General features: G+C 67.5%; 18 protein-coding genes. 3 read left to right on the top strand and 15 right to left on the bottom strand.

All coding sequences use genetic code 11. The features are described 5' to 3' along the window. Positions 1-212: 212 nt before the first annotated feature. Together VGU03_RS06500 and VGU03_RS06495 are read left to right on the top strand one after the other, a co-directional pair. Complete coding sequence (locus VGU03_RS06500) at positions 213-1,169, top strand: ATP-grasp fold amidoligase family protein (RefSeq protein WP_327479565.1); 957 nt, start codon at positions 213-215, stop codon at positions 1,167-1,169. A gap of 153 nt (positions 1,170-1,322) precedes the next feature. Next, positions 1,323-2,567: a glycosyltransferase gene (locus VGU03_RS06495; protein ID WP_327479563.1), complete on the top strand. Its 1,245-nt coding sequence runs from the start codon at positions 1,323-1,325 to the stop codon at positions 2,565-2,567. Between the two features lie 33 nt (positions 2,568-2,600). On the opposite strand, the gene cysN is transcribed toward VGU03_RS06495, so the two are convergent. The 8 genes from cysN to VGU03_RS06455 form a co-directional block, all read right to left on the bottom strand. Beyond that, positions 2,601-4,499: a sulfate adenylyltransferase subunit CysN gene (gene cysN, locus VGU03_RS06490; RefSeq protein WP_327479561.1), complete on the bottom strand. Its 1,899-nt coding sequence runs from the start codon at positions 4,497-4,499 to the stop codon at positions 2,601-2,603. Continuing rightward, positions 4,499-5,524, bottom strand: coding sequence for a sulfate adenylyltransferase subunit CysD (gene cysD / locus VGU03_RS06485; protein ID WP_414655944.1), 1,026 nt, complete (start codon positions 5,522-5,524; stop codon positions 4,499-4,501). The genes cysN and cysD overlap by 1 nt, the downstream gene beginning before the upstream one ends. Before the next feature lie 72 nt (positions 5,525-5,596). After that, a complete protein-coding gene (locus VGU03_RS06480) occupies positions 5,597-6,697 on the bottom strand; it encodes a sulfotransferase (RefSeq protein WP_327479557.1) in 1,101 nt (366 codons plus the stop codon). After that, positions 6,697-7,548, bottom strand: coding sequence for a sulfotransferase domain-containing protein (locus tag VGU03_RS06475; protein WP_327479555.1), 852 nt, complete (start codon positions 7,546-7,548; stop codon positions 6,697-6,699). Before VGU03_RS06475 ends, VGU03_RS06480 begins: the two co-directional genes overlap by 1 nt. Positions 7,549-7,655: 107 nt before the next feature. Then, complete coding sequence (locus tag VGU03_RS06470; RefSeq protein ID WP_327479553.1) at positions 7,656-9,164, bottom strand: lipopolysaccharide biosynthesis protein; 1,509 nt, start codon at positions 9,162-9,164, stop codon at positions 7,656-7,658. 130 nt (positions 9,165-9,294) lie between these two features. Continuing rightward, entirely contained in the window at positions 9,295-10,242 is a 948-nt protein-coding gene (locus VGU03_RS06465; RefSeq protein ID WP_327479551.1) for a glycosyltransferase family 2 protein, read from the bottom strand. 60 nt (positions 10,243-10,302) lie between these two features. Further along, a complete protein-coding gene (locus tag VGU03_RS06460; RefSeq protein ID WP_327479549.1) occupies positions 10,303-11,193 on the bottom strand; it encodes a glycosyltransferase family 2 protein in 891 nt (296 codons plus the stop codon). Positions 11,194-11,322: 129 nt separating this feature from the next. Next, positions 11,323-12,480 (bottom strand): right-handed parallel beta-helix repeat-containing protein, encoded by a 1,158-nt coding sequence (locus VGU03_RS06455; RefSeq protein WP_327479547.1) that lies wholly within the window; start codon positions 12,478-12,480, stop codon positions 11,323-11,325. Positions 12,481-12,897: 417 nt separating this feature from the next. Here VGU03_RS06455 and VGU03_RS06450 point away from each other — a divergent pair, with 417 nt between their 5' ends. Continuing rightward, complete coding sequence (locus tag VGU03_RS06450) at positions 12,898-14,055, top strand: right-handed parallel beta-helix repeat-containing protein (protein WP_327479545.1); 1,158 nt, start codon at positions 12,898-12,900, stop codon at positions 14,053-14,055. Positions 14,056-14,156: 101 nt separating this feature from the next. On the opposite strand, the gene VGU03_RS06445 is transcribed toward VGU03_RS06450, so the two are convergent. The 7 genes from VGU03_RS06445 to VGU03_RS06415 all read right to left on the bottom strand — a co-directional run. Beyond that, the gene (locus VGU03_RS06445; RefSeq protein WP_327479543.1) at positions 14,157-15,326 is read right to left on the bottom strand and encodes a glycosyltransferase family 4 protein; all 1,170 of its coding nucleotides are present in this window, start codon (positions 15,324-15,326) and stop codon (positions 14,157-14,159) included. A 47-nt stretch (positions 15,327-15,373) separates the two neighbouring features. Then, the gene (locus VGU03_RS06440; RefSeq protein ID WP_327479542.1) at positions 15,374-16,483 is read right to left on the bottom strand and encodes a right-handed parallel beta-helix repeat-containing protein; all 1,110 of its coding nucleotides are present in this window, start codon (positions 16,481-16,483) and stop codon (positions 15,374-15,376) included. Further along, positions 16,480-19,590: an asparagine synthase-related protein gene (locus VGU03_RS06435; protein WP_327479541.1), complete on the bottom strand. Its 3,111-nt coding sequence runs from the start codon at positions 19,588-19,590 to the stop codon at positions 16,480-16,482. Before VGU03_RS06435 ends, VGU03_RS06440 begins: the two co-directional genes overlap by 4 nt. A 118-nt stretch (positions 19,591-19,708) precedes the next feature. Further along, positions 19,709-20,755: an EpsG family protein gene (locus tag VGU03_RS06430; RefSeq protein ID WP_327479539.1), complete on the bottom strand. Its 1,047-nt coding sequence runs from the start codon at positions 20,753-20,755 to the stop codon at positions 19,709-19,711. 5 nt (positions 20,756-20,760) lie between these two features. Then, positions 20,761-21,684 (bottom strand): glycosyltransferase family 2 protein, encoded by a 924-nt coding sequence (locus VGU03_RS06425; protein ID WP_327479537.1) that lies wholly within the window; start codon positions 21,682-21,684, stop codon positions 20,761-20,763. 14 nt (positions 21,685-21,698) lie between these two features. Then, a complete protein-coding gene (locus VGU03_RS06420; protein ID WP_327479535.1) occupies positions 21,699-22,916 on the bottom strand; it encodes a polysaccharide pyruvyl transferase family protein in 1,218 nt (405 codons plus the stop codon). Positions 22,917-23,048: 132 nt separating this feature from the next. After that, on the bottom strand, positions 23,049-23,685 hold a 637-nt coding region (locus VGU03_RS06415; protein WP_327479533.1), incomplete at its 5' end, for a UDP binding domain-containing protein.

Here is a 23,685-nt window from a genome sequence, read left to right as displayed (position 1 = left end):
CATCACGTACCGGCCATGCCGGGCCCGCAGCGGAATCCGTAGCAAGGCGTGCTCCGAACCGAAGCGTCCGCCCAGCCCCATTGCACGAACCGTCCACCAGGCACGGCGGACAATCGCGCCACCGCTTTCGTGGAAACGCCACGGTCCGGCCCCGAACGCACCGAAGGGCCGCGGCACCCGCGCCAGGCGTCGGTCAGGCAACAGGCAACGCAATGACGCAAAAGCTCAAGACGTTCCGCGAACAGATGTCCCCGCTGGTGATGGCGCTGCCCGATTGCGCCTTCTACCAGTACAAGTACCTGTTTACCCACGGGCGCATGTGCCGCTTCCACCAGCCGCAGCGCTTCTCGGAAAAGATCTTCCACCGCATGCGCTATCCGTCGCCGCTGTTTTCCCGGCTGGCCGACAAGATCGAGGTGCGCAGCTACATCGCCAAAACGGTCGGATCGCAATACCTGGTGCCGGCGCATCTGATCACCGAGCGGGTGGTGCCGGAAACCTTCGAGGAGCTCCCCAGAAGTTTCGTGATGAAGGCCAACCACAGCTTCGGCCAGCTGCGCATCGTGCACGACAAGTACGACGAAGACCCGGCCGAGCTGGCGCGTCTGGCCAACCTCTGGATGACGTCGGAATTCCCGATGCGCATGCGCGAGAAGCACTACCGCTACATCCGCCCGCGCATCATCTTCGAACACGCGCTGCTGACCGAACGCAGGCCGCCCGACGACTTCAAGTTCAACGTGTTCAATCCTGGCCCGGGCCAGAAACCCTACATCTTCATCCAGCACATGCAGGGCCGCTTCGAGCACCTGACGCAGGACCTGTACCTGGAGGACTGGCGCCCGGCACCGTTCCAGCTGCTGCATCAGAAGACCAGCGGCCGCCCGGCGCCGCGGCCCGACCAGCTGGACGAGATGCTGCAGATCGCGCGCCGGCTGGCCGAGCCGCTGGGTTACATGCGGGTGGACCTGTACCTGCACCAGGGACGCGTCTATGTCGGCGAGCTCACGCTCACCCCGGGTGCCGGACGCTACATTTTCGACCCCAAGGAATGGGACGGGCTACTCGGCGCCAAGTTCGGCTGGCCCGAGTCCACGCTGCACGAGGACCTTCCCACCAGCGGCGGCGGCACCACGGCGGCGGCGGCGCGCGTAGCCACACTGGAATGAACGCGATGGGCGCGGGCCGTCACCGCGGACCAAGCCGCGGCGCAAGGACGTTCCGTGAAGCGGCCGGGCCCTCCACTGAGGCCATCCTGTACGAAGCCGACGGCGCCCGGGCGCGCCCATGAACCCGCAGTCAGCTGGAACAGATGTACGCCCATGAACAACGACAAGAATCTCCAGGGTGACAAGCGACCAAAGGTGATCGTCTACAAGTCGCGGCTGCTGCCCTACTCCGAAACCTTCATCCGCGATCAGGTGCGCATGCTCCGCGGCTGGCGCGCGATCCTGGCGGGCGACGGCAGGGTCAGCACCGGTCTTGCGCTCGATGGGCTTGACGTGCGCCTGCTCGGCTACCGTCACCGCATCGTGCAGCGCGTGGCCAATCGCAGCTCGCCTTACCTGGTCTGGTCGTGGCCCAAGCTCCGCGCGCTCAGGGCCGAGCATGCGAACCTGCTGCACATCCACTTCGCCACCGACGCCTACCGGATCTGGCCGCTGGCCCGCCGGTTGGACCTGCCGACCCTGATCACCCTGCATGGCTACGACATCAACACCTACCGCAGCTGGTGGGAGGCCGGCAACGGCGGGAGCTTCATGCGCGGCTTTCCGGAGGGCCTGTTGACGCTGGCGCAGGACCGGCGGGTCCATTTCATCGCGGTGTCCGAGGCGATCCGGCAGGCGGCGATCGAGTTCGGCTTGCCGGAGGAAAAGATCACCGTGCGGCACATCGGCGTGGACACCGGGAAATTCACGCCGGGCCCCAAGCCGCTCGCCGATCGGCGGGACATCCTGTACGTCGGGCGCCTGGTGGAAAAGAAGGGCTGCCGTTACCTGCTGGAGGCCTTCGAGCAGATCCAGGACGACTTTCCCGAGTACCGCCTGGTCATCGTCGGCAACGGGCCGCTGGGCGAGGAACTGAGGGCCTACGCCCGGGAGCGGGGCGTGCGCGCGACCTTCCTCGGCGCACTGCCGTCCGAGCGGGTGCGCCAGTGCCTGGACCAGACGCGCGTGTTCTGCCTGCCCAGCATCACCGCCGACAACGGCGACGCCGAAGGGCTGGGCATCGTGATCCTGGAAGCCCAGGCGGCCGGCGTGCCGGTGATCACCTCGGCGCGCGGCGGCGCGCAGGAGGGCATCGTGCACGGCCAGACCGGCTTCGCCCACGCCGAGAAGGACGTCGCTGCGCTGCGCGCCGCGCTGGTCGCTCTGTTGCAGAGCGATGAGCTGGCCGACCAGTTCGGCCGTCGCGGACGCGAGCATGTGATCGCGACCATGGACATCGCCAGCTGCAACCGGCAACTGGAGGAGCTCTATGATCGGCACGCCTTCGGCACCAGCCGCCACGCCGGCGCGTCGGGCAAGGTGAAGACGCTCCCGCGCGGCGAACGGCAGTGCATCTGAGCCCTCCCTCCCGCAAGGGGGAATGGTTCGCCATCAGCCGCCGAGCAGCGTATCGATGACGCGCTGCGCGAGCTCCTCCACCGCCGCGCCCGGCGTCTCAAGGTGCAGCTCCGGCTGCTCGGGCCGCTCATAGGGCGAATCGATGCCGGTGAAGTTGTGGATCTGCCCGGCGCGGGCCTTGGCATACAGGCCCTTGGGGTCGCGCTGCGCGCAGACTTCCAGCGGCGTGTCCACGAACACTTCGTGGAACTCGCCCTCGCCGAACAAGGCGCGGGCCATGCCGCGCTCGCTGCGGAACGGGCTGATGAAGGAGACCATCACGATCAGGCCCGCATCCACCATCAGCCTGGCCACCTCGGCCACCCGCCGGATGTTCTCCACGCGGTCCTCCGCGGTGAATCCCAGGTCGCGGTTGAGGCCGTGGCGCACGTTGTCGCCGTCCAGCATGTAGGTGTGGTAGCCCATCGCGTGCAGCCGCCTTTCCACCACGTTGGCGATGGCGGACTTGCCGGACCCGGACAGGCCGGTGAACCACAGGCAGGCCGGGGTCTGGCCCTTGATGCGCGCGCGCGCGGCGCGGTCGACGTCGGTGTGCTGCCAATGGATGTTGTCCGCGCGGCGCAGCGCGAAGCTCAGCGTGCCGGCGGCCACGGTGGCGTTGGTCTGGCGGTCGATCAGGATGAACCCGCCCAGCTCGCGGCTCTCGGCATAGGGCTCGAAGGCGATCGCGTGATCGAGCCCCAGATTGCAGTAGCCGACCTCGTTGAGCTCCAGGCGCGTGGCCGGACGCTTCTCCTGCGTGTTCACGTCCACGCGGTGCTTGATCTCGGTGACCTGCGCGGTAACCAGCCGCGCGCCGATCTTCATCCAGTAGGGACGCCCCGGCAGCAGGGCGGCGGCATCCATCCACAGCAGGTGCGCCGCGAACTGGTCGGCCACCTGGGGCGGCTGGGAGGTGCTGGCGATCACGTCCCCGCGGCTGATGTCGCGCTCGTCCTCCAGCTGGATCGCCACCGCATCGCCGGCGGCGGCCCGCGGCAGGTCGCCGTCGGCAGTGACGATGCGCGCCACGCGAGAGCGCACCCCGCTGGGCAAGGCCACCACTTCGTCGCCCGGCGCGATCGAGCCGGCGACGACCTGTCCCGCGTAGCCGCGGAAATTCTGGTTGGGCCGACACACCCATTGCACCGGCATGCGGAAGCCGGGCTTGCCGGCGGCGCGGTCGACCTGCACCGTCTCGAGCTGCTCGAGCAGACTCGGGCCGTTGTACCAGCCCATCATCGTGGAACGCCTGGAAACGTTCTCGCCGCGCAGCGCCGAAAGCGGCACGGCCGTGACCTGTGCGACGCCCATCTGGGCCGCGACCACGCGATAGTCGCTCTCGATGCGCCTGAAGATGTTCTGCGCGTAGCCCACCAGGTCCATCTTGTTGACCGCCAGTACGACGTGGCGGATGCCGAGCAGGCCGCAGATATAGGTGTGCCGGCGGGTCTGCGTGAGCAGGCCCTTGCGGGCGTCGACCAGAACGATGGCCACTTCCGCCGTGGATGCGCCGGTGGCCATGTTGCGGGTGTACTGCTCGTGCCCGGGGCAATCGGCGACGATGAACTTGCGCCGGTCGGTGCTGAAGAACCGGTAAGCCACGTCGATGGTGATGCCCTGCTCCTGTTCGGCCGCGAGGCCGTCCACCAGCAGCGCGAAATCCAGCTCGCCGTTCTGCGTGCCGTGGCGCAGGCTGTCGTCCTCCAGCGCCGCCAGCTGGTCGTCGAACAGCAGCTTGGTGTCATACAGCAGGCGCCCGAGCAGGGTGCTCTTGCCGTCGTCCACGCTGCCGCAGGTGATCACGCGCAACAGGCTCTTGGTCTCGTGCCGCTCCAGGTAATCGTCGATCGCGGTGACCGCGCCCTGCGGATTCGCATGCCCCACGGCCATCAGAAATATCCTTCCTGCTTCTTCTTTTCCATCGACGCGACCGCGTCATGGTCGATGACGCGGCCTTGTCGTTCGGACGTGCGCGCCACCAGCATTTCCTGGATCACCGCCGACAGCGTGTCGGCCTGCGACTCGATCGCCGCGGTGAGCGGATAGCAGCCCAGCGTGCGGAAGCGCACCTTGCGCATCTGCGGCGCTTCGCCGGGCGCGAGTGGCATGCGCCCGTCGTCGACCATGATGAGCCGACCATCGCGCTCGACCACCGGACGCTCTCTGGCCAGGTACAGCGACGGCACCTCGATGTTTTCGCGGTAGATGTAGAGCCAGATGTCCAGCTCCGTCCAGTTGGACAGCGGGAACGCGCGCACGCTTTCGCCCTGGTGGATGCGGGCGTTGTAGAGGTTCCACAATTCCGGCCGCTGGTTCTTCGGGTCCCAACGCTGCTGCGCGTTGCGGAAGGAGAACACGCGCTCCTTGGCGCGCGACTTCTCTTCGTCGCGGCGGGCGCCGCCGATGGCCGCGTCGAACCTGTGCTGCGCGAGCGCCTGCTTCAGCGCCTGCGTCTTCATGATGTCGGTGTGCACCGCCGCGCCGTGGGTGAACGGACCCACGCCCTGCTCCAGGCCCTCGCGATTGGTATGCACCAGCAGCCGGCAGCCGGTTTCCTTCGCGCGCCGGTCGCGGAACGCGATCATCTCGCGGAACTTCCAAGTGGTGTCCACGTGCAGCAGGGGTATCGGCGGCGGCGCAGGATAGAACGCCTTCTGCATCAGGTGCAGCAGCACCGAGGAATCCTTGCCTACCGAATAGAGCAGCACCGGGTTGGAGAACTCCGCCGCCACCTCGCGCATGATGTAGATGCTTTCGGCCTCCAGCCGTTTCAGATGCGAGGAGGCCGCCAGAGCCTCGACATCGGCATCGGGAGAAGGCCGATGGCGCGGTTGTGCAGTGTCGTCGGGCGTCGCGGCCAGGTTCATGGAGTCGTTCTTTCCGTCATGCATCGTGGACGGCGCGTATCGTTGCATCCTGGTACGGCGCCGTAAAAGAAATCGATGGCCTTACCTCATGCCGCCGTGGCATATCGGCGGCGCCGCGGCTTACACGCCAAGCCACAAGGCCATGCGGTTGGCCGCATAGGTCTTGGGCCGCTCCCGTCTGACCCGGCGATAGGGATGGCGCGCATCCTTCCAGTGGTAGCCGAACGCCTCGAATACCGGACCGGCGACATGGTTGGCCAGGGCGATCTCGTAGTCGCTGATCTGCTCCTTCCATTCGTCCAGCGGACGTCGGGAGATACCTTCGAAGGGCTGGTTGCTGGTGCTGTTGCCGCTCCAAGGGCGACCCATGGAGGTCGGCTGGAGCAGCGTCGGCTGGTAGCCGATGCCGAGGAAGGCCGCGACCTTGCGCATGACCGCCTCGGTGTCGCAGACGAGATCCTCGAAGCGCAGGCACAGGTAATTGGGCACCGCCAGCCGGTTGGTGAACAGGTCGTGGTAGGAGTTGTGCAGCGACGAGGCCATGGGCCACAGGTACGGAAAGCGGGGGCTGCGCTTCTGCAGCATCCGGCGTACCGCGACGAGCGTGGCGTACGGGTTGCGCACGATGTGGATGAAACGGGCGCCGGGGAAATAGCAGGCCAGCACATAGGCGAATTCGGCGTGCTCCACCGACTTCTCCACCAGCGCGCGCCCGGCCGGGGGCGGCGTGCCCAGTGCCGCCTCATGGGCGGCGCGCATGTAGCCGAGGAAGAACGAAGGCATGTCGTCCGGATCGAGCCTGCGCAGGCGCGCCTCGAGCACGTCCATGCGGTAGCGGAAGCCCGGCGCGTCGGCGTAAGGGTTGTCCGGGCCGGTGTCCTGGCGGATCTGCTGCAGCAACTGATCGAAGAAGTCCTGATGGCCGAGCGTCCGTGGGACGTTGCGCCGCCGCCGGTAGTCCACCCAGTGATTGGTGAATTGGAACAGGTGGGTTTCCTTGGGCAGCACCGCCAATTCGGGATGACTGTCCAGCAGGCTGCGCAGGAGGCTGCTGCCGCTCTTGTGCGAACCGAGCAGGAAGACCGGCGGTGCGTGGCTGGCCGCCTTCGTGCCCGCAGCGCCGGGGTGGGGACTGGCAGGAGCGTGGCCATGAACGTATTTGCGAGAGCGCAGCGGCTCAGACATCCCCTGCTGGCGACCGGTGTAGGTGGTCGGCTCCATCAGGCCGCCCCCGCATAGCCCAGGGCGGACATCGCCTTGGCGCAGGTGGTTTCGATGATGCGCAGGTTGTCCCGGCCGAAGAATGTCTCCGATGCCGCGCCGCGGCGCGGCGGATGCTGCCGATCCGCCTCGTCGCTGATGTCGTTGACCACCCTCAGCCCCAGATCTTCCGCCAGTTGCTCGATGACTCCCACCTTGTCGGCCATGAAATTTTCGTAGCGCACCAGGTGGATGGACGACTGCGCATCCAGGTACCCGTGGACCCCGAGGCTCCATCGCTGGGACAGCCGCGATACGTAATTGCCGCTGCTGATCGCCAGGCCTCGCCCGTCGATGATGGCCCGCCAACCCTTGTCGCTCGGCGGGATGAAGCTGTCCTCCGGCTCCAGTTCGCGCAGGTTGCCGGGAAGCTTCAGCCGGTTGAGGATGCTGCGGATGTTGTCGCGCGGGTCGCGCACCACGAACACCTGCGGCGAATGCGGAAAACGTGCCTTCAATTGCGGATAGAGGAAGGCGAAGTCCGGGTCCTTGATGATACCGGCCTGGAAATACGCGCTGAAGCGCTGCACGAAGGCGTCGACGGTGAGCCGCCCTTCCAGGATGTCCGGCAGCAGGAAATCCTTCGAGTCGTGGTACAGGACGTGCCAGAACGGGTCGTTGCTGAATCGGGTGCCGATGGCCTTGGCCAGCAGCGCCGCGATGGCCGTGGTGCCCGACTTGGGGCTGCCGCCGATGATTACCGGCTGCGGATACACGTGCGCCGCCCGGTGCTGGCAGAAGCGGATGCACGAGCGCCCGATCCGTCGCGCCTGCCGGAAGGGGTGCGGTAAGTCCTTGAGGAAATCGTGCATGAAAGTCCCTTCCTGCCGGTCACCACCGCAAGATCGTGGCAGCGGCGAGGTCAAGATGACGTCCAGGCCGCTTCGGCAAACGTGGCTGCGCGCGGCGTCTCCGATGCTCAGCGCTTGCCTGCGCGAAGCTCCTGCACGATCTGCACCTGCTCGCGCAGGTTGGCGCGCCCGCCGGGCATGAGGAACCACGCCGCCAGGTACGCCGCGCCGTAGAGCAACGCATCCAGCACCACCCAGTAGGTAGGCCACTGCGCGCGGGTGGCGTGCAGGGCCAGCAGCACCAGGCCGGCGGCGATCGATGCCGCGGCCGGCCGTGCCAGGGTGATCGCAGTGTGCCGCATGCGGATCGGCGTACCGCGGTAGCACCAGGCCAGGCTCGGCCAACTGAGCAGCGCACGGGTGACGCTGAAGGAGACGGCCACGCCCAATGCGCCCCAGGGCAACCCCACCAGAAACCCGAGCACCGTCAGCGGGGTGACCACCAGCTGCTGGCGCAGCTGCCGCGAGGTCTGGCCCAGCGCGCTGTAGACCCATCCGCCGGCGACATTGAAGGTACCGAAGAAGGCCGCTACGCCCAGCGCCTCGAACATCGGCACCACCGGCAGCCAGCGGTGGCCCAGGGCGATCTCGATGACGGCCTGCGCGTCGGCCAGCAGGAAGCACACCACCGGCATGCCCAGGAAAGTGATCGCGCCCAGCGCGCGGTAGTAGAAACGAGCGAAGCGCTCGGGCTGGTCCTGCAGGCGGCACAGGCCCGGCAGCACCACCGCGGAGATCGGCGCATTGATCTGCCCCACCGGCAGCAGCAGCAGCCGGTAGGCCTGGGTATAGAAGCCCAGCGCGACGTCGGAGACGAAGCGGCCGATCAGGATGTTGTCCATGTTGCGGTTGGCGAAATTGAGGATGTTGAAGCCGCTCTGGTTCGCCCCCAGCGCCACCATCGGCCGCACGCCCACGCCGCGGCGAGGCAACCCCGGCAGCCAGCGGCAGTTCCACACCATCAGCACGAGCATGGTCACGCTGGTGCCGTAGTACTGGATCACCAGCGCCCAGTAGCCGGCACCGAGCCAGGCGCTGGCGAACGCGACCAGGAAGCCGGCGATGCGCGCGGCCACGGTCACCGTGCCGATGGTGGCGAAGCGCATCTGCCGCTGCATCAGCGCCGTGTGCTGGATGGCCAGGCTGTCGGTCACGATCGAGCCGGCCATCGCCACCACCAGCCACAGCACGCGCGGGTCGCGGTAGAACCACGCCATCAGCGGCCCGAGCGCGGCCAGCAGCGCGGCGGCAGCCAGGCCCAGCGCCAGGTTCAGCCAGAACAGCGTGCTCACTTGCGCATGGTTGATCTCCGCGCTCTGCACGGTGGCCAGCGACAGCCCTCCGGAACGCAGCACCGTGATGAAGCCGATCATGGCGACGGTCTTGCCGAATACGCCGAATTCGGCCGGCGTCAGCATGCGCGCGAGCACCGCCATGCCGGCCAGCTGCACGCAGAACAGCCCGGCCTGGCTGAGCATGGTGGCGAACGCTCCGCGCACGCTGTGGCGGCGCAGGTCGCGGTGCACGTGCTGCATGTCGAACATGCGATGGACGCCGCGCGCGCGCGTATCGGTCATGATGGGTTCGGGACGGAGCACAAGCAGGCCGGGGCGTATTGTCGAGGCCGCAAACATTCGCCGCGAGGCCGTGAACCGGCCGTATAGCGCATCGCGGTCCCGCGATGGACGCTACGCCCGGGCTGCGCGCTCAACGTTGCGCGACGCGCCGGTACATGGCGCCGGTGCGTGCCTTGATGCGCGAGGAGATGCGGATGCCCAGGAACCGCGCCAGCAGCGCGCTGCGCGCGTTGTAGCCCTTGCTGTCCAGTCCGAACGAACGCGCCCTGTCGCTCCAGCGCTCGCCCAGCGCGTTCTCGCCATTGGCGAAGGCGGCCCACGCGTTCTTGCAGCACACCCTGCCCAGCGGCAGCGCGTAGGGATTGTTGCCATCATGCCCGGCCTGTTTGCGCACCCAGCGCTCGAGCTGCTCGAAAACGATGTCGGCCGCGTACATCACGTCGCGGATCTGCGCCCGCGTGACGCGGTGCGGCGAGTCGTGCTGCCAGTACACGCCATTGCCCCGGGTGGACACCGCCACCTTCAGGTCGCTGGTCAGCGCGCGGATCATCAGCTCGCCGTCCTGGTCCTTGCGCAGCCGCTCGTCCCAGCCGCCGATCGCCTGCACGGCCTCGGTTCGCCAGGCGATGCAGCAAGGCGGGAAGAACGCCTGGATGATCCAGTGGAAGATCCGCTCGCCGTTGTCCATCTGCAGCGGCTGGCGCAGCACGCCGCGCTCGCGTCCTTCGCCGTGATAGACCCACGGGCCGATCGCCACGTCCGCGCCGTCGCGCTCGAGCGCCGCGACCAGGCCCCCGAGCAGCCCGTTCTCGACGTAGTCGTCGGCGTCCAGGAACATGACATAAGGCGTATCCACCTGCGCCAGACCCAGGTTGCGCGCACGCGGTGCGCCGCCGTTCTGCTGCAGCGAGATCAGGCGCGCGCCGGTATCCCGCACCACCCGCGAGGTGGCGTCGAACACGCCGTCCTCGACCACGATGATGTTGCGTTCCGGCACGCCCTCGGCCAGCACCGAGCGGATCGTGCGTTCCACCCACTGCTCGCAACGGTACGCCGGGATCACGACGCTGAGGTTCACGAGGGAACCTCCCGCGGGCCCCCATGCATGGTGGCTTGGAGTTCCGGACATGAGTGGCCGCTACGCCTGAGCGTGGGAGGTGGCCAGCCGGCGCAGATGGCGCATGCGGCGCAAGAACTGCAGGCGCATCTTGTTCGCCATGCCGGCGGCGCTGGCGTAGACGTACTCTCGGCGGGTGAGCAGCCCTTCCCGCACGAGCTTGCGGCGCAGCAGGCTGCGGCCGCGGTGGACTGCCGCAAAATCGTCGCTCAGCCCGACCTCGCCGTCCTCCCGCCGGTTGGCGATGGCCAGGGGCTGCTCGATCTTTGCGCAGCGGTAGCCGGAGAAGACGATCTGCGACCACAGCAGGTAGTCCTCCGAGCGCCGGTAATCGACGTCGAAACGGTATGGCAGGTCGCGCCGCAACACCACCGACGAGGTCGGAAAGGGGTTGCGAACCAGCAGGGTGCGCCGACCCACGATCTGCGCTTCCGCAGGCAGCCGCGGTTCGGGGGCGGGCGTGCCGCGCGTACGCACCGGCACCTGGTGCGCGATCAGCGCGATGGACGGATCCGCCTGCAGTGCCGCCATCTGAAGCTCGAGCTTGCGGGGTGCCCAGGTGTCGTCGGCGTCGAGCAGGGCGATGTACGGCTGCTGCGCCTGCTCCCATCCGACGTTGCGCGCCATCGAAGGACCGCCATTGGCAGGCAGTGCGATCACCTTGATCCAGTCAGGACCGTAGGCGGCCGCGACGCGGTGGAGCGCGGCCAAGGTCTCGGCGCCGCTGGCGTCCTCCACCAGCAGGATTTCTGCCGGCGGCAAGGTCTGCGCAGCGATCGAGGCGACGGCCTCCTCGATGGTTTTTTCGCAGCGATAGCAGGGGATCACCACACTTACCGGTGCCCTCGTTACCGGCGCGCGCTCCGCGCCGGGTGCACGCGGTTCCAGAACAGCCTGGGTCATTGTGTTCATGGGCCAGCCTTCGAGAAGTTATCCGGCCTAGGATTGTTCGCAAGGGATCAAGGCGCCGTCAAAGAATCGAGCGAAAAAAAAGGGGCAGCCAACGGCTGCCCCGGGGAGAAACGACCTACGGTAAGGAAATTACTGGGCGTAGGTGTCGAGGTTGGGATTGGAATAGAAGTTGCCGGAGACGGAGATGGCGTAGGTGGTGGCGCCCAGCTGCAGGTCTCGGTTCAGCGCGCTCTTGGTGTTGGTCGGCGAGACGAAGCGGGTGCTGTTGGCCTTGAGCGTGTTGCCGGTGATCGACACGTTGTTGGTGGTGCCGCTCACGCCGATGCCGGCCAGGCCGTTGTTGTTGGCGTTGTTGCCGATGAAGGTCAGATAGTTCGAGTTGATCGCCAGCGCGCCGAAGCCGCGGTTGCCGGTCAGGGTGTTGTTGGCGAAGGTGATGTCCGAGATGTTGGAGTGCAGCTCGATGCCGTTGCCGTTGTTGCCGGAGAACACGTTGTTCTCCACGCGCACGGCGCTGACCGGGCCTTCGGTCTGCGGCTCGATGTCCATGCCCGACTCGGGCAGCGTGCCGATGCTGTTCTTGAAGGTGTTGCCCACGATATAGACGTGCTTGGAGGGGGCGATCGTGATGCCCTGGCGGCGGTTGTTGCTGGAGGTCACGCCGGTCACGGTCACGTAGTCGGAAAGCACCTGGCTGCGGCTGGTGGTGATCGCGCCGATCAGGATGCCGTCACCCCAGAAGTTGGAGAGCTTGACCTGCTTGACCACCACGTTCTGCGAGCCGGAGACGTTGATGCCGTAGCCCCACTCGCCGGTGGTGCCCATGTGCTTGACGCGATCGCCGACCAGGTTGCCGCCGACGATGCGCACGTTGTTGACGTTCCACACCTTGATCAGCCAGTAGCGGCTGGCGCTGTTGGGGATCACTTCCAGCGTGGCCGAGCCGGCCATCAGCAGGCGGGTGTGCGAGCGCATCTGGATCGGCTTGAGCGCGTTGATCATGTAGTGGCCGGCGCCGGCGTAGACCGTGCCGCCATCGGCGGGCAGCGCGTTGACGGCGGCCTGGAAGGCGGCGGTGTCGTCATGCACGCCATCGCCCAGCGCGCCCATGGTCCTGACGTTGATGGTGGTCGCACCGGTGACCGTGGCGGGCATGGTCGTCCACCAGTCGGCCGCGAAGGACGGCGCGGCGGCGAGGGAAAGGGCGGCGGCGGTCAGCGCCAGCGCGAGCGGCTTCTTGAGGGAGCGGACGATGGCGGACTTGCGATTCTGGACGAAGGTATTCATGGCAACCGAGGGTCTCGAGTGTTTGTCGGGTAGGGGCTTCGTTCACGCGAAGCTCACGCAAAAAATGCGCGATCGTCACGTAGCAAGCAAGCTCGACAGGGACGCCCGATCGGCGATTCCATGACAACGTTGGCAAAACATGCAGGGAACGCCAACTTCATGTGAAGAAGGCGCAACGACGTCCATCACATTGTTGGCGCTGGGCACACACACAGGCGCCTGCTCACATCCGTCGATCCACGCGAACGACCTTCTCGACGCACGCATTCCATGCAGGGCGCGTTGGGGCGCCTGCGGACGCAACCATGCCGCCTGCCGGGATCTACATGAACCGAACCCTATGGTCGAGCTTGTTAGGCCTGGTGAAGGTCCTGCATGGTTCGCGTCACTTTCACGTGACGAGAAGGTCAACCCCTGATGATGAAACTACACGACACCCAGTTCTCGGCTAAGCCGGCCACCGCCAAGCGCACGTTCTCGCCAAAGAAGTCCTTGATGATCGCTCTCGCTTCGCTGGGCCTGTCTGCCGTGGCACTTCCTGCTGCAGCTGCCAATTGGTGGAACGCCACGCCGTCGCTTTCGATCGGCTCCACCACCATCAACGCCAAGAACAAGGGTGCACGCGGTAACGGTTCGCACGACGACACCGCCGCCATCCAGGCCGCCGTCAACGCCCTGCCCTCCAGCGGCGGCACGGTCTACATCCCGGCGGGGCGCTACATGATCAACGCGCTCAAGCCGATCCAGATGCGCTCCCACACCCGCCTCAAGCTCGACCCCTCGGCGGAGCTGGTGGTGATCCCGAACAGCGCCATCCGCTACTGGGTGGTCAAGGTGTGGAACGTCAACAACGTCGAGATCGTCGGCGGCAAGATGACCGGCGACCGCTACAGCCACCGGGGCCGCACCGGCGAATGGGGTTACGGCATCAACGTTTCCGGCTCCAAGAACGTGCTGGTCCGCCAGGTGCAGCTGTCCAACTTCTGGGGTGACGGCCTGTTCGTGGGCGCGATCACCACCAGCCGCAGCCAGGTGCTCTCCAACTACGTGACCCTCAACGGCGTGACCTCCAGCAACAACCGCCGTCAGGGCCTTTCGATGGGTCCGGCCAACCACGTCTACATCGTCAACAGCACCTTCAAGGACACCAAGGGCACGCTGCCCGAGGCCGGCATCGACATCGAGCCGCAGAAGGAAGGTCCGGTGCGCACCGTGCGCCTGGAGAAGAACACCTTTTCCGGCAACAACGGCAATGGCATCGAGCTGCACGACAACATTTCCGACATCACCATCATCAACAACACGCTCAGCGGCAACCGCGGCTTCGGCGCCCTGGCGATCAGCGCGCCGTACCTGAACATCACCGGCAATTACGCGACCCGCAACGGCCTGGCTGGCGTGGGCCTGAGCGGCGTTACCCACAACTCGTCGGTGCGCGGCAACAAGCTGCAGTTCAACAGCACGCGCTACATCTCGCCGACCCGTGCCGGCGGCGATTCCAACCGCGACATCCAGGTAGGCGCCAAGACCTACTCCAACTCCGTGGGCAGCAACACGCTGACGCCGCGCAAGTAAGGCGCTGCGTCCGCCGGAAGGCCCGAGAGGGCCACTCCGGACAGCATCACGCCGGGGCAGGAAACTGCCCCGGCTTTTTTTCGTCCCCGGAAATACGGCGGCTAGGAAACGGGCCGGGCGAAGGACACGCCCGGCGTGTCGGCGCCCAGCAACCGCTCGTAAACGTCGAGAGTGCGCTGGATGACCATCCGCTCGTCGAACTCGCCGAGCGCCTTTTCACGGGCCTTCGCGCCGAGGCGAGCCAGCAGCTCGCGGTCATCGTCCAGCCGCGCGACCAGTTCGGCCAGGGCATCGGCGTTGCGCGGGGGCACCACCAGTCCGTCCGTGCCGTGCCGGGTGACCACCTCGCGGCAGCCGGGCTGGTCGGTGGTGATCAGCGCGAGCCCGGCGGCGGCGCCCTCGATCAGGCTCTTGGGTACGCCTTCCCGGTAGTAGCTGGGAAGCGCCATCACGTCGATGGTGGAAAGCAGGGCGGGCATGTCCTCCACATGGCCGAGCCAGGTGATCACGCCCTCCTCGGCCCAGCGCTGCACCTGCTCCGGCTTGACCGAGCGCGGGTTGCCGGGATCCGGGGCGCCGGCGAGCACGAACTCGATGTCGCGCCCCTGCGCCTTGAGCCTGCGCGCGGCATCGACGTACTCGCCGATGCCTTTTTCCCACAGCAGCCGCGCGGCGAGCAGCACCCGCAGCCGGCCGTCGCGCCCGGACATCGAGCTGGGACGGAAGCGCGAGGTGTCCACGCCGGAGCTGCGGATGACGTGGATGCGGTCCTCCGCCACCAGCCGCGAGCGACGGAAGATTTCCGCGTCGTCCGGGTTCTGCAGGATCAGCAGCGAACGGCGGTGATCGAGCGATCCGCGCATCATCGCCCGCACCAGCGGACGCAGGCAGCGGGCCTTGACGCTGTTGCTGGTGAACACGTAGCCCATGCCGGCGACCGCGTTGACGGTCGCCGGCACCCCGGCCAGCCGCGCCGCCGTGCCGCCGTACACCGCGCACTTGACGGTGAAGTTGTGCAGCAGGTCCGGCTTCTCGCGGCGCAGCACGCGGACCAGGTGCTTGAGCGTCATCGCCTCCCGCAAGGGGTTGAGGCTGGCGCGGTCCATCGGCAGCGTGATCCAGCGGAACCCGCGCGCGGCGAAGCGCCCGCCGAAGGGGCCGGGCGGCGAGAGCATCACCACCTCGTGGCCGTCGGCCTTGAGCCGCTGCGCGGTGGACAGGCGGAAGTTGTACAGATACCAATCGGTGTTGGCGTAGAAGACGAATTTCATCGCTTGGGAATCCCTTAGCTTTGGTGCTCCAGCCCGCGCATGACGCGCTAGGAAGCGAAGGTGTTGCCGGACACGTGCACGTTGGAAGTGGAGTCGTCGATGCGCAGGTCGGTCTGGTGCGAGTCGCCGCCGCGCGGACCGGAAACCATCGCCTTGAGCGCGCGGTGCAGGTAGCGCGTGCTGTTGGACGATAGGGTGTTGCCGGTGATCTTCACGTCACTGGTGTGGCCGCCCAGCGTGATCCCGTTCATGCCGTTGCTGGCGATGGTGTTGTCGTCGACCCACAGGTTGTCCATGTCGACCGCCAGGATGCCGTAGCCGGAGTTGTCCCGAATGGTGCACTGGCGGATCACCAGGCCCGTCACGTTGCGGTGGACCTCCACGCCGCAGCCCTTGTTGCCGCTCATGGTGCAGCCCTGGATCAATACGTCGCTGACCTGGCCCTGCCCCATCGGCTCCAGGTCGATGCCCGACTGCGGCTTGGTGCCCTCGGTGTCGCTGAAGGTGCAATTGAGAATGCGCACGCGTTGGCATGGGCCCAGCGACATGCCCTGGCGGCGGTTGTTGGTGCACACCACGTTCTGCAAGGTAATGTCCGAAGCCATCTCCATGCCCGGACCCTTGCCCTTGGCGCTGATCAGCACGCCGTCGCCCCAGCAGCCGGATATGTGGGTGCCGGTGACCGTGACGTTGCGCGAGCCGGTGATGTTGATGCCGTAGCCCCATTCGCCCTGGACGTCCTGGTGCTGTTCGCGCTCGCCGACTATGCGGCCGCCGACGATCTGCACGTTGTCCGCGTCCCACACCTTGATGACATGGTAGCGCTTGAGCGCATTGGGAATCGCGGTCAACTGGGCATCCGGCGCCATCTCCAGGCGCACGTTGGAGCGCAGATTGATCGCATTGGAGGCATCGACCATGTAGTTACCCGCAGGCACGTGCACCGTGCCGCCGCTGGCGGGCAGCGCATCGATCGCCGCCTGGATGGCTGCAGTGTCGTCGTCGTTGCCATTGCCGCGCGCGCCCTTGTTGCGTACGTCGATGACTTTGTTGCTGGCCGCCGCACGATAGGAGACCGGCGCCAGCAGCGTCGCCGCGGACAGGGCCAGGGTGCGGCGCAGGAACGCGCGGCGAGCGGCTTCGTCATGGTGAGTCATGCATGTTCCTCCGGGACCGGAAAGCCGGCATCCGCGCGGCTGAGCAGCCAGGGCAAGGTGATCGCCAGCAGGTAGAACTTCGAAGCGAAGAACTTGTTCTCCATGCGGCCGCGGTGCGCCTCCAGCCATCGCGTTGCGCCCGGGAGCAGGTCGCGCGCCTCGACCGCGAAAGCGTGCACCTGCTCGAAGCGCTCGGCGGCCAGGCCGCACAGGTCGAAGCGGAAGCTGCCCTTGGCCTTGACGTACGGCAGTTCGGCGAAGCGCCGCGCGATGTGCTTGCGCACCAGCGGCTTGTTGTGGCCGTCGCGGTCGATCAGCTGCGAATCGGGCACCTCGCGGTAGACCCACTCGCGCAGCCGCGCGTCGCAGAACGGGTAGGCCTGGCGCAGCCCGAGCGCGGTCGTCGTGTACTGCCCCTTGGGGAAGGCGGCGGCCGCCTCGGCGATGGCGGCCGAGACGCGCTTGCGCGCCTCGGCGGTGCGCGTGGCCGCCAGCTCCTCGCGGAACACCTGCAGGCGCTGGCGTGATTGCGCGGCCACCGGCCGGCCGAGCAGGCGGTCGACCTCGGCGTCGCTGAATCGCGAGCCCGGGAAATAGCGCTCGAACGGATCCATTCCCAGCGTCGCCAGCACGAAGCAGGCGGCGAAGCTGCGGTTGATCGGCCGCGCATCGAGCAGCCGCGCCGGAAGACGCACGCTGCGCGCCAGGCGGGTGAGCAGCTTGCGCTTGAGATCCACCGGCGTGCCGAAATAAATGTCCGAACCCAGGCCGTCGATGACGCCGTCGCCGCCGGCCTGCGCGATCTCGGTGGTCAGGTCGGCGTAGGAAAGCAGGGCGAAGTCGGCCGAGAGCAGCGGCATGCGCGGCACCATCGCCAGGTAGCGGTCGTACGCCCGTGCCGGCTTGCATACCAGGGCTTGGTGGCGCAGGCCGAGCTGGCGCGCGACCGCGCGAGCCGAGGTCACCTCGTCTTCTTCGCGCCCGCCCAGGTAGGTCAGGCAATGCGTATCGGGCCTCGTCTCGGCCGCCGCGATCGCCAGCGAGGTGGAATCCTTGCCGCCGCTCTGCAGGAGCCAGGGCGAATGCATGCCGGCGGTGGAGCAGGTCACCGCTTCGCACAGCAGGCGGTGATAGGTCTCCACCAGCGTGCCCTCGTCCACCGCCTGCTCCGCCGGACGGGACGGCGCGGGCGAGGAGCGGTAAGCGAAGGTGTATTCGGGCGAGGTGTGCAGGTCGCGGTCCGGGTCGAAGCCGAGGCTGGCCACCTTCACGTCGCGGTAGATCGAATGCGGCGGATAGACGAAGGCGTTGCGCAACAGGTCGGCGATCGAGACCGGGTCCAGCGGATGGCCGCCACCCAGCCGGGACAGCGGCGTGAAGTCCACCTCCCCTCGGTAGGGAGAGGTGCTGAGCTTGATGCGGCGGTCGGGATGCAGTGCAACTGCAGGGGTGGGCATGGCGTCGGCTTCGTATCCAGGGGATCGGTTGGCAGCAGGGGCTGGTCGCCGAACGGCTTGCGTCGTCGCCAGCGTGCTGCCCGATGCGTTCCAGATATCAGTGCGTTTGCCATCGCCGGGTGAAAACATCGCGCCCGGGGGCGCCTCGTTTTCCGGCGTTTGCGCGCGTTCACGTGGCGCGGGTTCGAAGCGCGCCGCCGTGGAAACCTGCGCCGTCTTCATGCGATCGAGCAGCCAGGGCAACACGATCGCCAGCAGGTAGAACTTGGAGGCGAAGTACTTGTTGCCAAGCTGGTGGCGATGCGCCTCCAGCCAGCGCGGCGCCCCCGGCAACAGCGGCTGCGCCTGCCTGGCGAAGTCGTACACCTGGTCGAAACGCTGATGCGCCAGGCCACACAGGTCGAAGCGGAACGAGCCCTTGTGCTGCACGTAGGGCAACTGCTGGAAATAACGCGCGATGTGCTTGCGTACCAGCACCTTGTTGGTGCCGTCCGGCGCCATCAGGTACTCGTCGGGCACCCGGTTGAACACCCAGTCGCACAGCGGCGCCTCGCAATACGGATAGGCAAGCCGCAGGCCCAGCGCACTGGCGGCATACATGCCCTTGCCGAAGATCGCCGCCTCCACGATCGTGGCCGACACGCGGCGGCGCGCCTCCTGTGTCCTGGCCGCGGCGATGTCCGCGCGGAACAGCTCCAGCCGCTGGCGGGAGCGGTCGGCGACCGGCCGGCCGAACAGTGCATCGACCTCGGCGTCGGTGAAGCGCGAGCCGGCGTAGAAGCGCTCGAACGCATCCATCTGCAGGGTGCCCAGCGCGTAGCAGAGCTTGAAGTTGCGCCCGACCAGGCTGGAACGGAACACCCCTGGCGGCAGGCGCAGGCCGCGCGCGAGCAGGCCGAGCATCCGCTGCTGCCAGGGCGCCGGCACGCCGAAGTACGGATCCGAGCCGAGTGCGTCGACGATGCCGTCGCCACCGCTGGCGAGGATCTCGGTGGCCAGGTCCGCGTAGGAGAGCACGGCGAAATCGGCGGTGAGCAGCGGCATCCGCGGCACCATCGCCAGGTAACGCTCGTAGGCGCGGGCCGGATCGCACACCAGCGACTCGTGACGTAGCCCGAGCCGGCGCGCCACCAGGCGCGCGGAGGCTACTTCGTTCTCTTCCGAACCACCCAAGTAGGTCACGCAGGTGGTCTGCGGCCGGACCTGCGCCACCGCGATGGCCATCGAGGTGGAGTCCTTGCCGCCACTTTGCAGCAGCCAGGGCGAGCGCATCGCCGAACAGCTGTCGGTCACCGCCTCGCACAGCAGGCGGTGGTAGGTGTCCACCAGTTCGTGCATGTCCACCGCGGCCGCGGCCGGCCGCGACGTCGCGGCGGCCGACTGGCGGGCGAAATGGAAGCGCGGGCTGTCATACAGGTCCTGCGACGGATCGAAGCCGGTGGTGGCGACCTTGACGTCCTTGAAGATCGTGTGCGGCGGATAGACGAACGAGTTGCGCAGCAGGTCGGCCACCGAGACCAGGTCCAGCGCCGCGGCGCCACCCGGATAGTCGGCCAGCGGCGCGAAGTCCGGTATTCCCTGGTGCGGTGAAAGGCCGATCTGGATGCGGCGCCCCGTCGCCGCGGCAGGAACTTCGATGGTGACTGTCATGAGCCCACCTTCATTAAACGTCGCGCGGCCACAACAGACCGCGTGGCGGGTTTGCGGCCGGCGCACGCAACTCGCCCGGCCGTATGGACGCAGCCCGCCGCCAGCGGCGGGCTGCGGGTCAGACCACGATGCCGCGCGTCACGTAGAAGTAGAAGAGCCCCGTGGCGGCCAGCAGGCCCAGGCGCAACACGACCGGATTGCGAAGCGGCGAAAAACGGTTGTCGCAGCAGATCGCCGCCACGATCAGCGAAGCCGACAGCCACGCCGGCAAGAGATAGCGGTTGGAGAACGTGCCCCAGCCCACGGCGAAGAACGGCAGCATGAGCACCAGGTAGATGGCCGTGCTGCGTTTGATGCGATCGCGCACCGGCTCGTGCACCAACGGGGCGACGATGAAGGGCAGCAGGTACCAGAACAGCGAGAACACCGCGAAATCCAGTCGCACGCCGGTCTTGTAGTTGGTGCCGCCCTCGTAGGCCATCAACAGCGTGTACATGGCGGGCACCAGCGCCCTCACCAGCACCATGGTCAGGCCGCTGCAATAGGCGAGGAAGGCGCAGATTCCCAGCGCGCGCTGCAGCTTCGGCTTGAGCAGCAGCACCGGCGCGAACATCAGGTACAGGAACGCCGAGTAGTGGAAGCCGGCCGCCAGCAAGCCCCACAAAAAGAAGGCGCGCCACTGCCGCTGGTGAAAGGCCAGCAACGCGGTGAAGACCAGCAGCGAGGCCAGCCCCTGGCGCACCACGTTGATCGAGGCGTTGGACATGACCGGCGAGACGAACAGAAACAACAGCGCGGCGACCAGGAAGGTCATGTAGCTCGTCTGGCTCTGCAGATAGTCGTGGTAGCGGCGGCTGGCCACCAACACGGTGCCGATCATCACCAGGAACAGCACGCTCTGGTAGGTGGTCAGGCTGACGCCCAGGCCGGCGATGGCCGCGGTGAGGTAATAGAAAACCGGCTCGAAGCGGCTCTGCACCAGGCCATGATGGGTCATCGATTGGTACAGGCCGGCATACACCGGCGTGTCGGTGCCGATGTCTATGCCGCGGGTGCCCACGGCCATGTCGATGAACACGACCAGCGCCGCGACCATCATCAGCCCGAGCAGGACGCGGGCGTTGGTGCTGGACGGGGTGTCGTTCAGTGCAAGGGTCTGTTCCATGGTGTTCAACTCGCCTGGTCTAGAGGAACGGCTTGTGGACGGGCGGAGAATCGCCGTGCGCGGGTCAGCACGATGCGCCGGCCGTAGCGGAGCAGGCTGAGCGCGTCGGCCGCGCGCATCCGCGGCCAGCTCAACAGCCCCAGCGCGTGCAGGCTGCGGCGGACGTCGCGCGCGGCGGCGTACATCGCCGGCATGTCGCCGCTCAAGCCCCCGACACCGAAGGGCGCCTTGTGCCACGAGGCCAGCACCGGATCGATGCGTGCGCAGCGGTGGCCCGAAAGGAGCACCTGCGCCCACAGCATGAAGTCCTCGGCGCGGCGGCGGTTCTCGTCGAAGCGGAAAGGCAGGTCGCGCCGCAGCACGATCGATGCCGTCGGGAAGGGACTGCCCAGCAAAGGAAGCTTCGGGGGCAGCACCCGCACCGTGACCGGATAGCGCACCACCGGCGGCGGTTGCGTGCGCGACTGCACGTTCATCGAATGAGCGATCAGGGCGATCTGCGGATCCTCCGCCAGCGCCTTCATCTGGATCGAGAGCTTCTCCGGATGCCAGGTGTCATCGGCATCCAGGAACGCCACGTAGGTCTGGCGCGCATGAGCCCAGCCGAGGTTGCGCGCGGCGGAGGGACCGCCATTGCGCGGCAGCGTCAGCACCTTGACCCACCCGACCGGATAGCCGCGCGCCACTTCATGCAGGCGCTCGAGCGTGCCGTCGCCGCTGCAGTCGTCGACCAGCAGCACTTCGGCCGGGATCAGCGCCTGCGCAGCCACCGAAGCGACCGCCGGCCCGATCGTGTCGGCGCAGCGATAGCAGGGCACCACCACGCTCACCGGCGCGACCTGGCGCGGTGCGGCGGCGCCGCCGGCAGGCGCCAGCCCGATCGTGCTCGGGCCGATGTGCGGCTTGTCCACTTCGTTGTTCGCTTGCATGGTTGCTCCGGTATTCAACACAGGCAGTCGGAAATGCGCGCGGCGGCGGCGCGCGCGGCCAGCTGGGATTCGACCAGGCGCTGCCCGAGCAGGTCGCGCAGGGCGTCCTCGCGCTGCACCAGCCGCTCCAGCGATTCGCGCAGCGTCCGCATGGACAGGTTGCGCGCCTGCAGCACCGTTTCCTGGCTGCCGAAGAGGTCGCGATTGATGCCGCAGGCCTTGACGCTGTAGGCGATGGATACGGTCGGCACGCCGCTGGACAGCGCGGCGATCACGGCGTGCGCGCGCGCGCCGACGAAGAAGCGCAGATAGCTGATGACGTACTTGGTCTGCGCCGCATTGAAGGTGTTGGGCATCATCCGCACCGCACCCCCCAGATCGGCCAGCCGTTCCAGCAGCGGTGCCATGTAGCACGCGTCGCCGCCTTGCGCGTCCTCGCGCAGCGGGTCGGCATGCGGGATCAGCAGCACGCCCAGCCTGTGCTCCTTCACGGCGTAGCGGACAAACGCTTCCAGTTCCGCATGCACGTTTCTGCCGCGCCGCCTGTGCCGCTCGACCAGGCGGCTGACGTTGAGCCCCAGCACGTGGCCCTCGCCGCTGGGCCAGAAGGGCGTGAGGTCCACCGGCTCCTTGGCGAGCAAGAACGAGGGCTCGGCCATGCGGATCACGTTGCGCAGGCCGAGCTTGTGGATCAGGTAGTCGTGGCTCATCGATTCGCCGGTGGCCACGAAGTGCATGCGCGCCAGATGGCGCGTCACCGGCTCGATGAACTCCGGCTCGCGCTCGAACGGCCCGACCGAAGCGCCCCACAGGATCACCGGCTTGCCCATGTCCATGGCCCAGCCGTCGACGCTCATGATCGGCGTGGGGATGCGGTAGTCGAGCGAATAGTTGTCGCCGCCCACGGCGAGCACGGCATCGACGCTCTCCAGCTGGCGGCGTAGCCAGCGCGGCATCGGAAAAGGCCAGCCGGCGCGCTTGATCAGCGGCAGCGGCAGGCTTTGCAGTTGCACCCAGTAGCGCGCCGGCGGCGGCAGATAGGCCCGCACGAAGCGCACGCCATGCTCGGCGGCGCCGGGCCATTGCGCGCTGTCGCGCGCGATGCTGATCGACGGCACCAGCACTTCAACGTCGCCGAACTGGTCCCTGAGCAGGGCGACCGTACTGCGCACGATCGCCTCGCAACCTCGGTTGCGGAACGTGCGCTGTCCGGAAAGGTAGAAGCGTTTCACGGGGTGCGTCCTGGCTATGGGCGGGAGTGGCGTACGCGGGCCTGGGCGGCACGAAGCGGCACCCGCGGATGCCGCTTCGCAAGAGAGCGGCCCGCCGCCGCCCGGCGACCGGGCGACGGCAGGCGGCCCTGTTCAGGCCGTGGCCGCAGGCCGCAGCGCGGCTGCCGACGGCAGCGCAACCGACGCCAGCGAGCGCCCGCGCCCGATCCCGTAGTAGGCCAACCCCGCCTCCTCCACCTGCGCCGGGTCGTACAGGTTGCGCCCGTCGAACACCGCCGGCTCCTTGAGCGTGCTGCGGATGCGCGCCAGGTCCGGCGCACGGAACGCCTTCCACTCGGTCACGATCGCCAGCACGTCGGCCCCTTCCAGGGCCTCGTAGGCGTCCTCGCACAGGGTGAGGTCCGCCCGCTCGCCGTAGAGGCGGCGGGTTTCGTTGCGCGCCTCCGGATCGAACGCGCGCACCCGGGCGCCCGCCGCCCACAGCTGTTCCATCAGCCGCCGGCTGGAGGCCTCGCGCATGTCGTCGGTGTTGGGCTTGAACGCCAGGCCCCACAGGGCGACCGTCTTGCCCTTCAGCTGCCCGCCGTAGTGCCGCTCGATCAGCTCGAACAGCTTGCCCTTCTGCGCCTGGTTGACCGCCTCCACCGCGCCCAGCAGCCGGGCCGGGTAGTCCACCGTGCGCGCGGTGCGCTCCAGCGCCTGCACGTCCTTGGGAAAGCACGAGCCGCCGTAGCCGGCACCGGGATAGATGAAGTGGTAGCCGATGCGC

Origin of the sequence: Frateuria sp. (assembly GCF_035944355.1) — a bacterium.
In the GTDB taxonomy this organism is placed as follows: Bacteria; Pseudomonadota; Gammaproteobacteria; order Xanthomonadales; family Rhodanobacteraceae; genus Frateuria_A.
The sequence above is the reverse complement of the archived record's forward strand: the minus strand, read 5'-3'. Positions and strand labels throughout refer to the sequence as shown.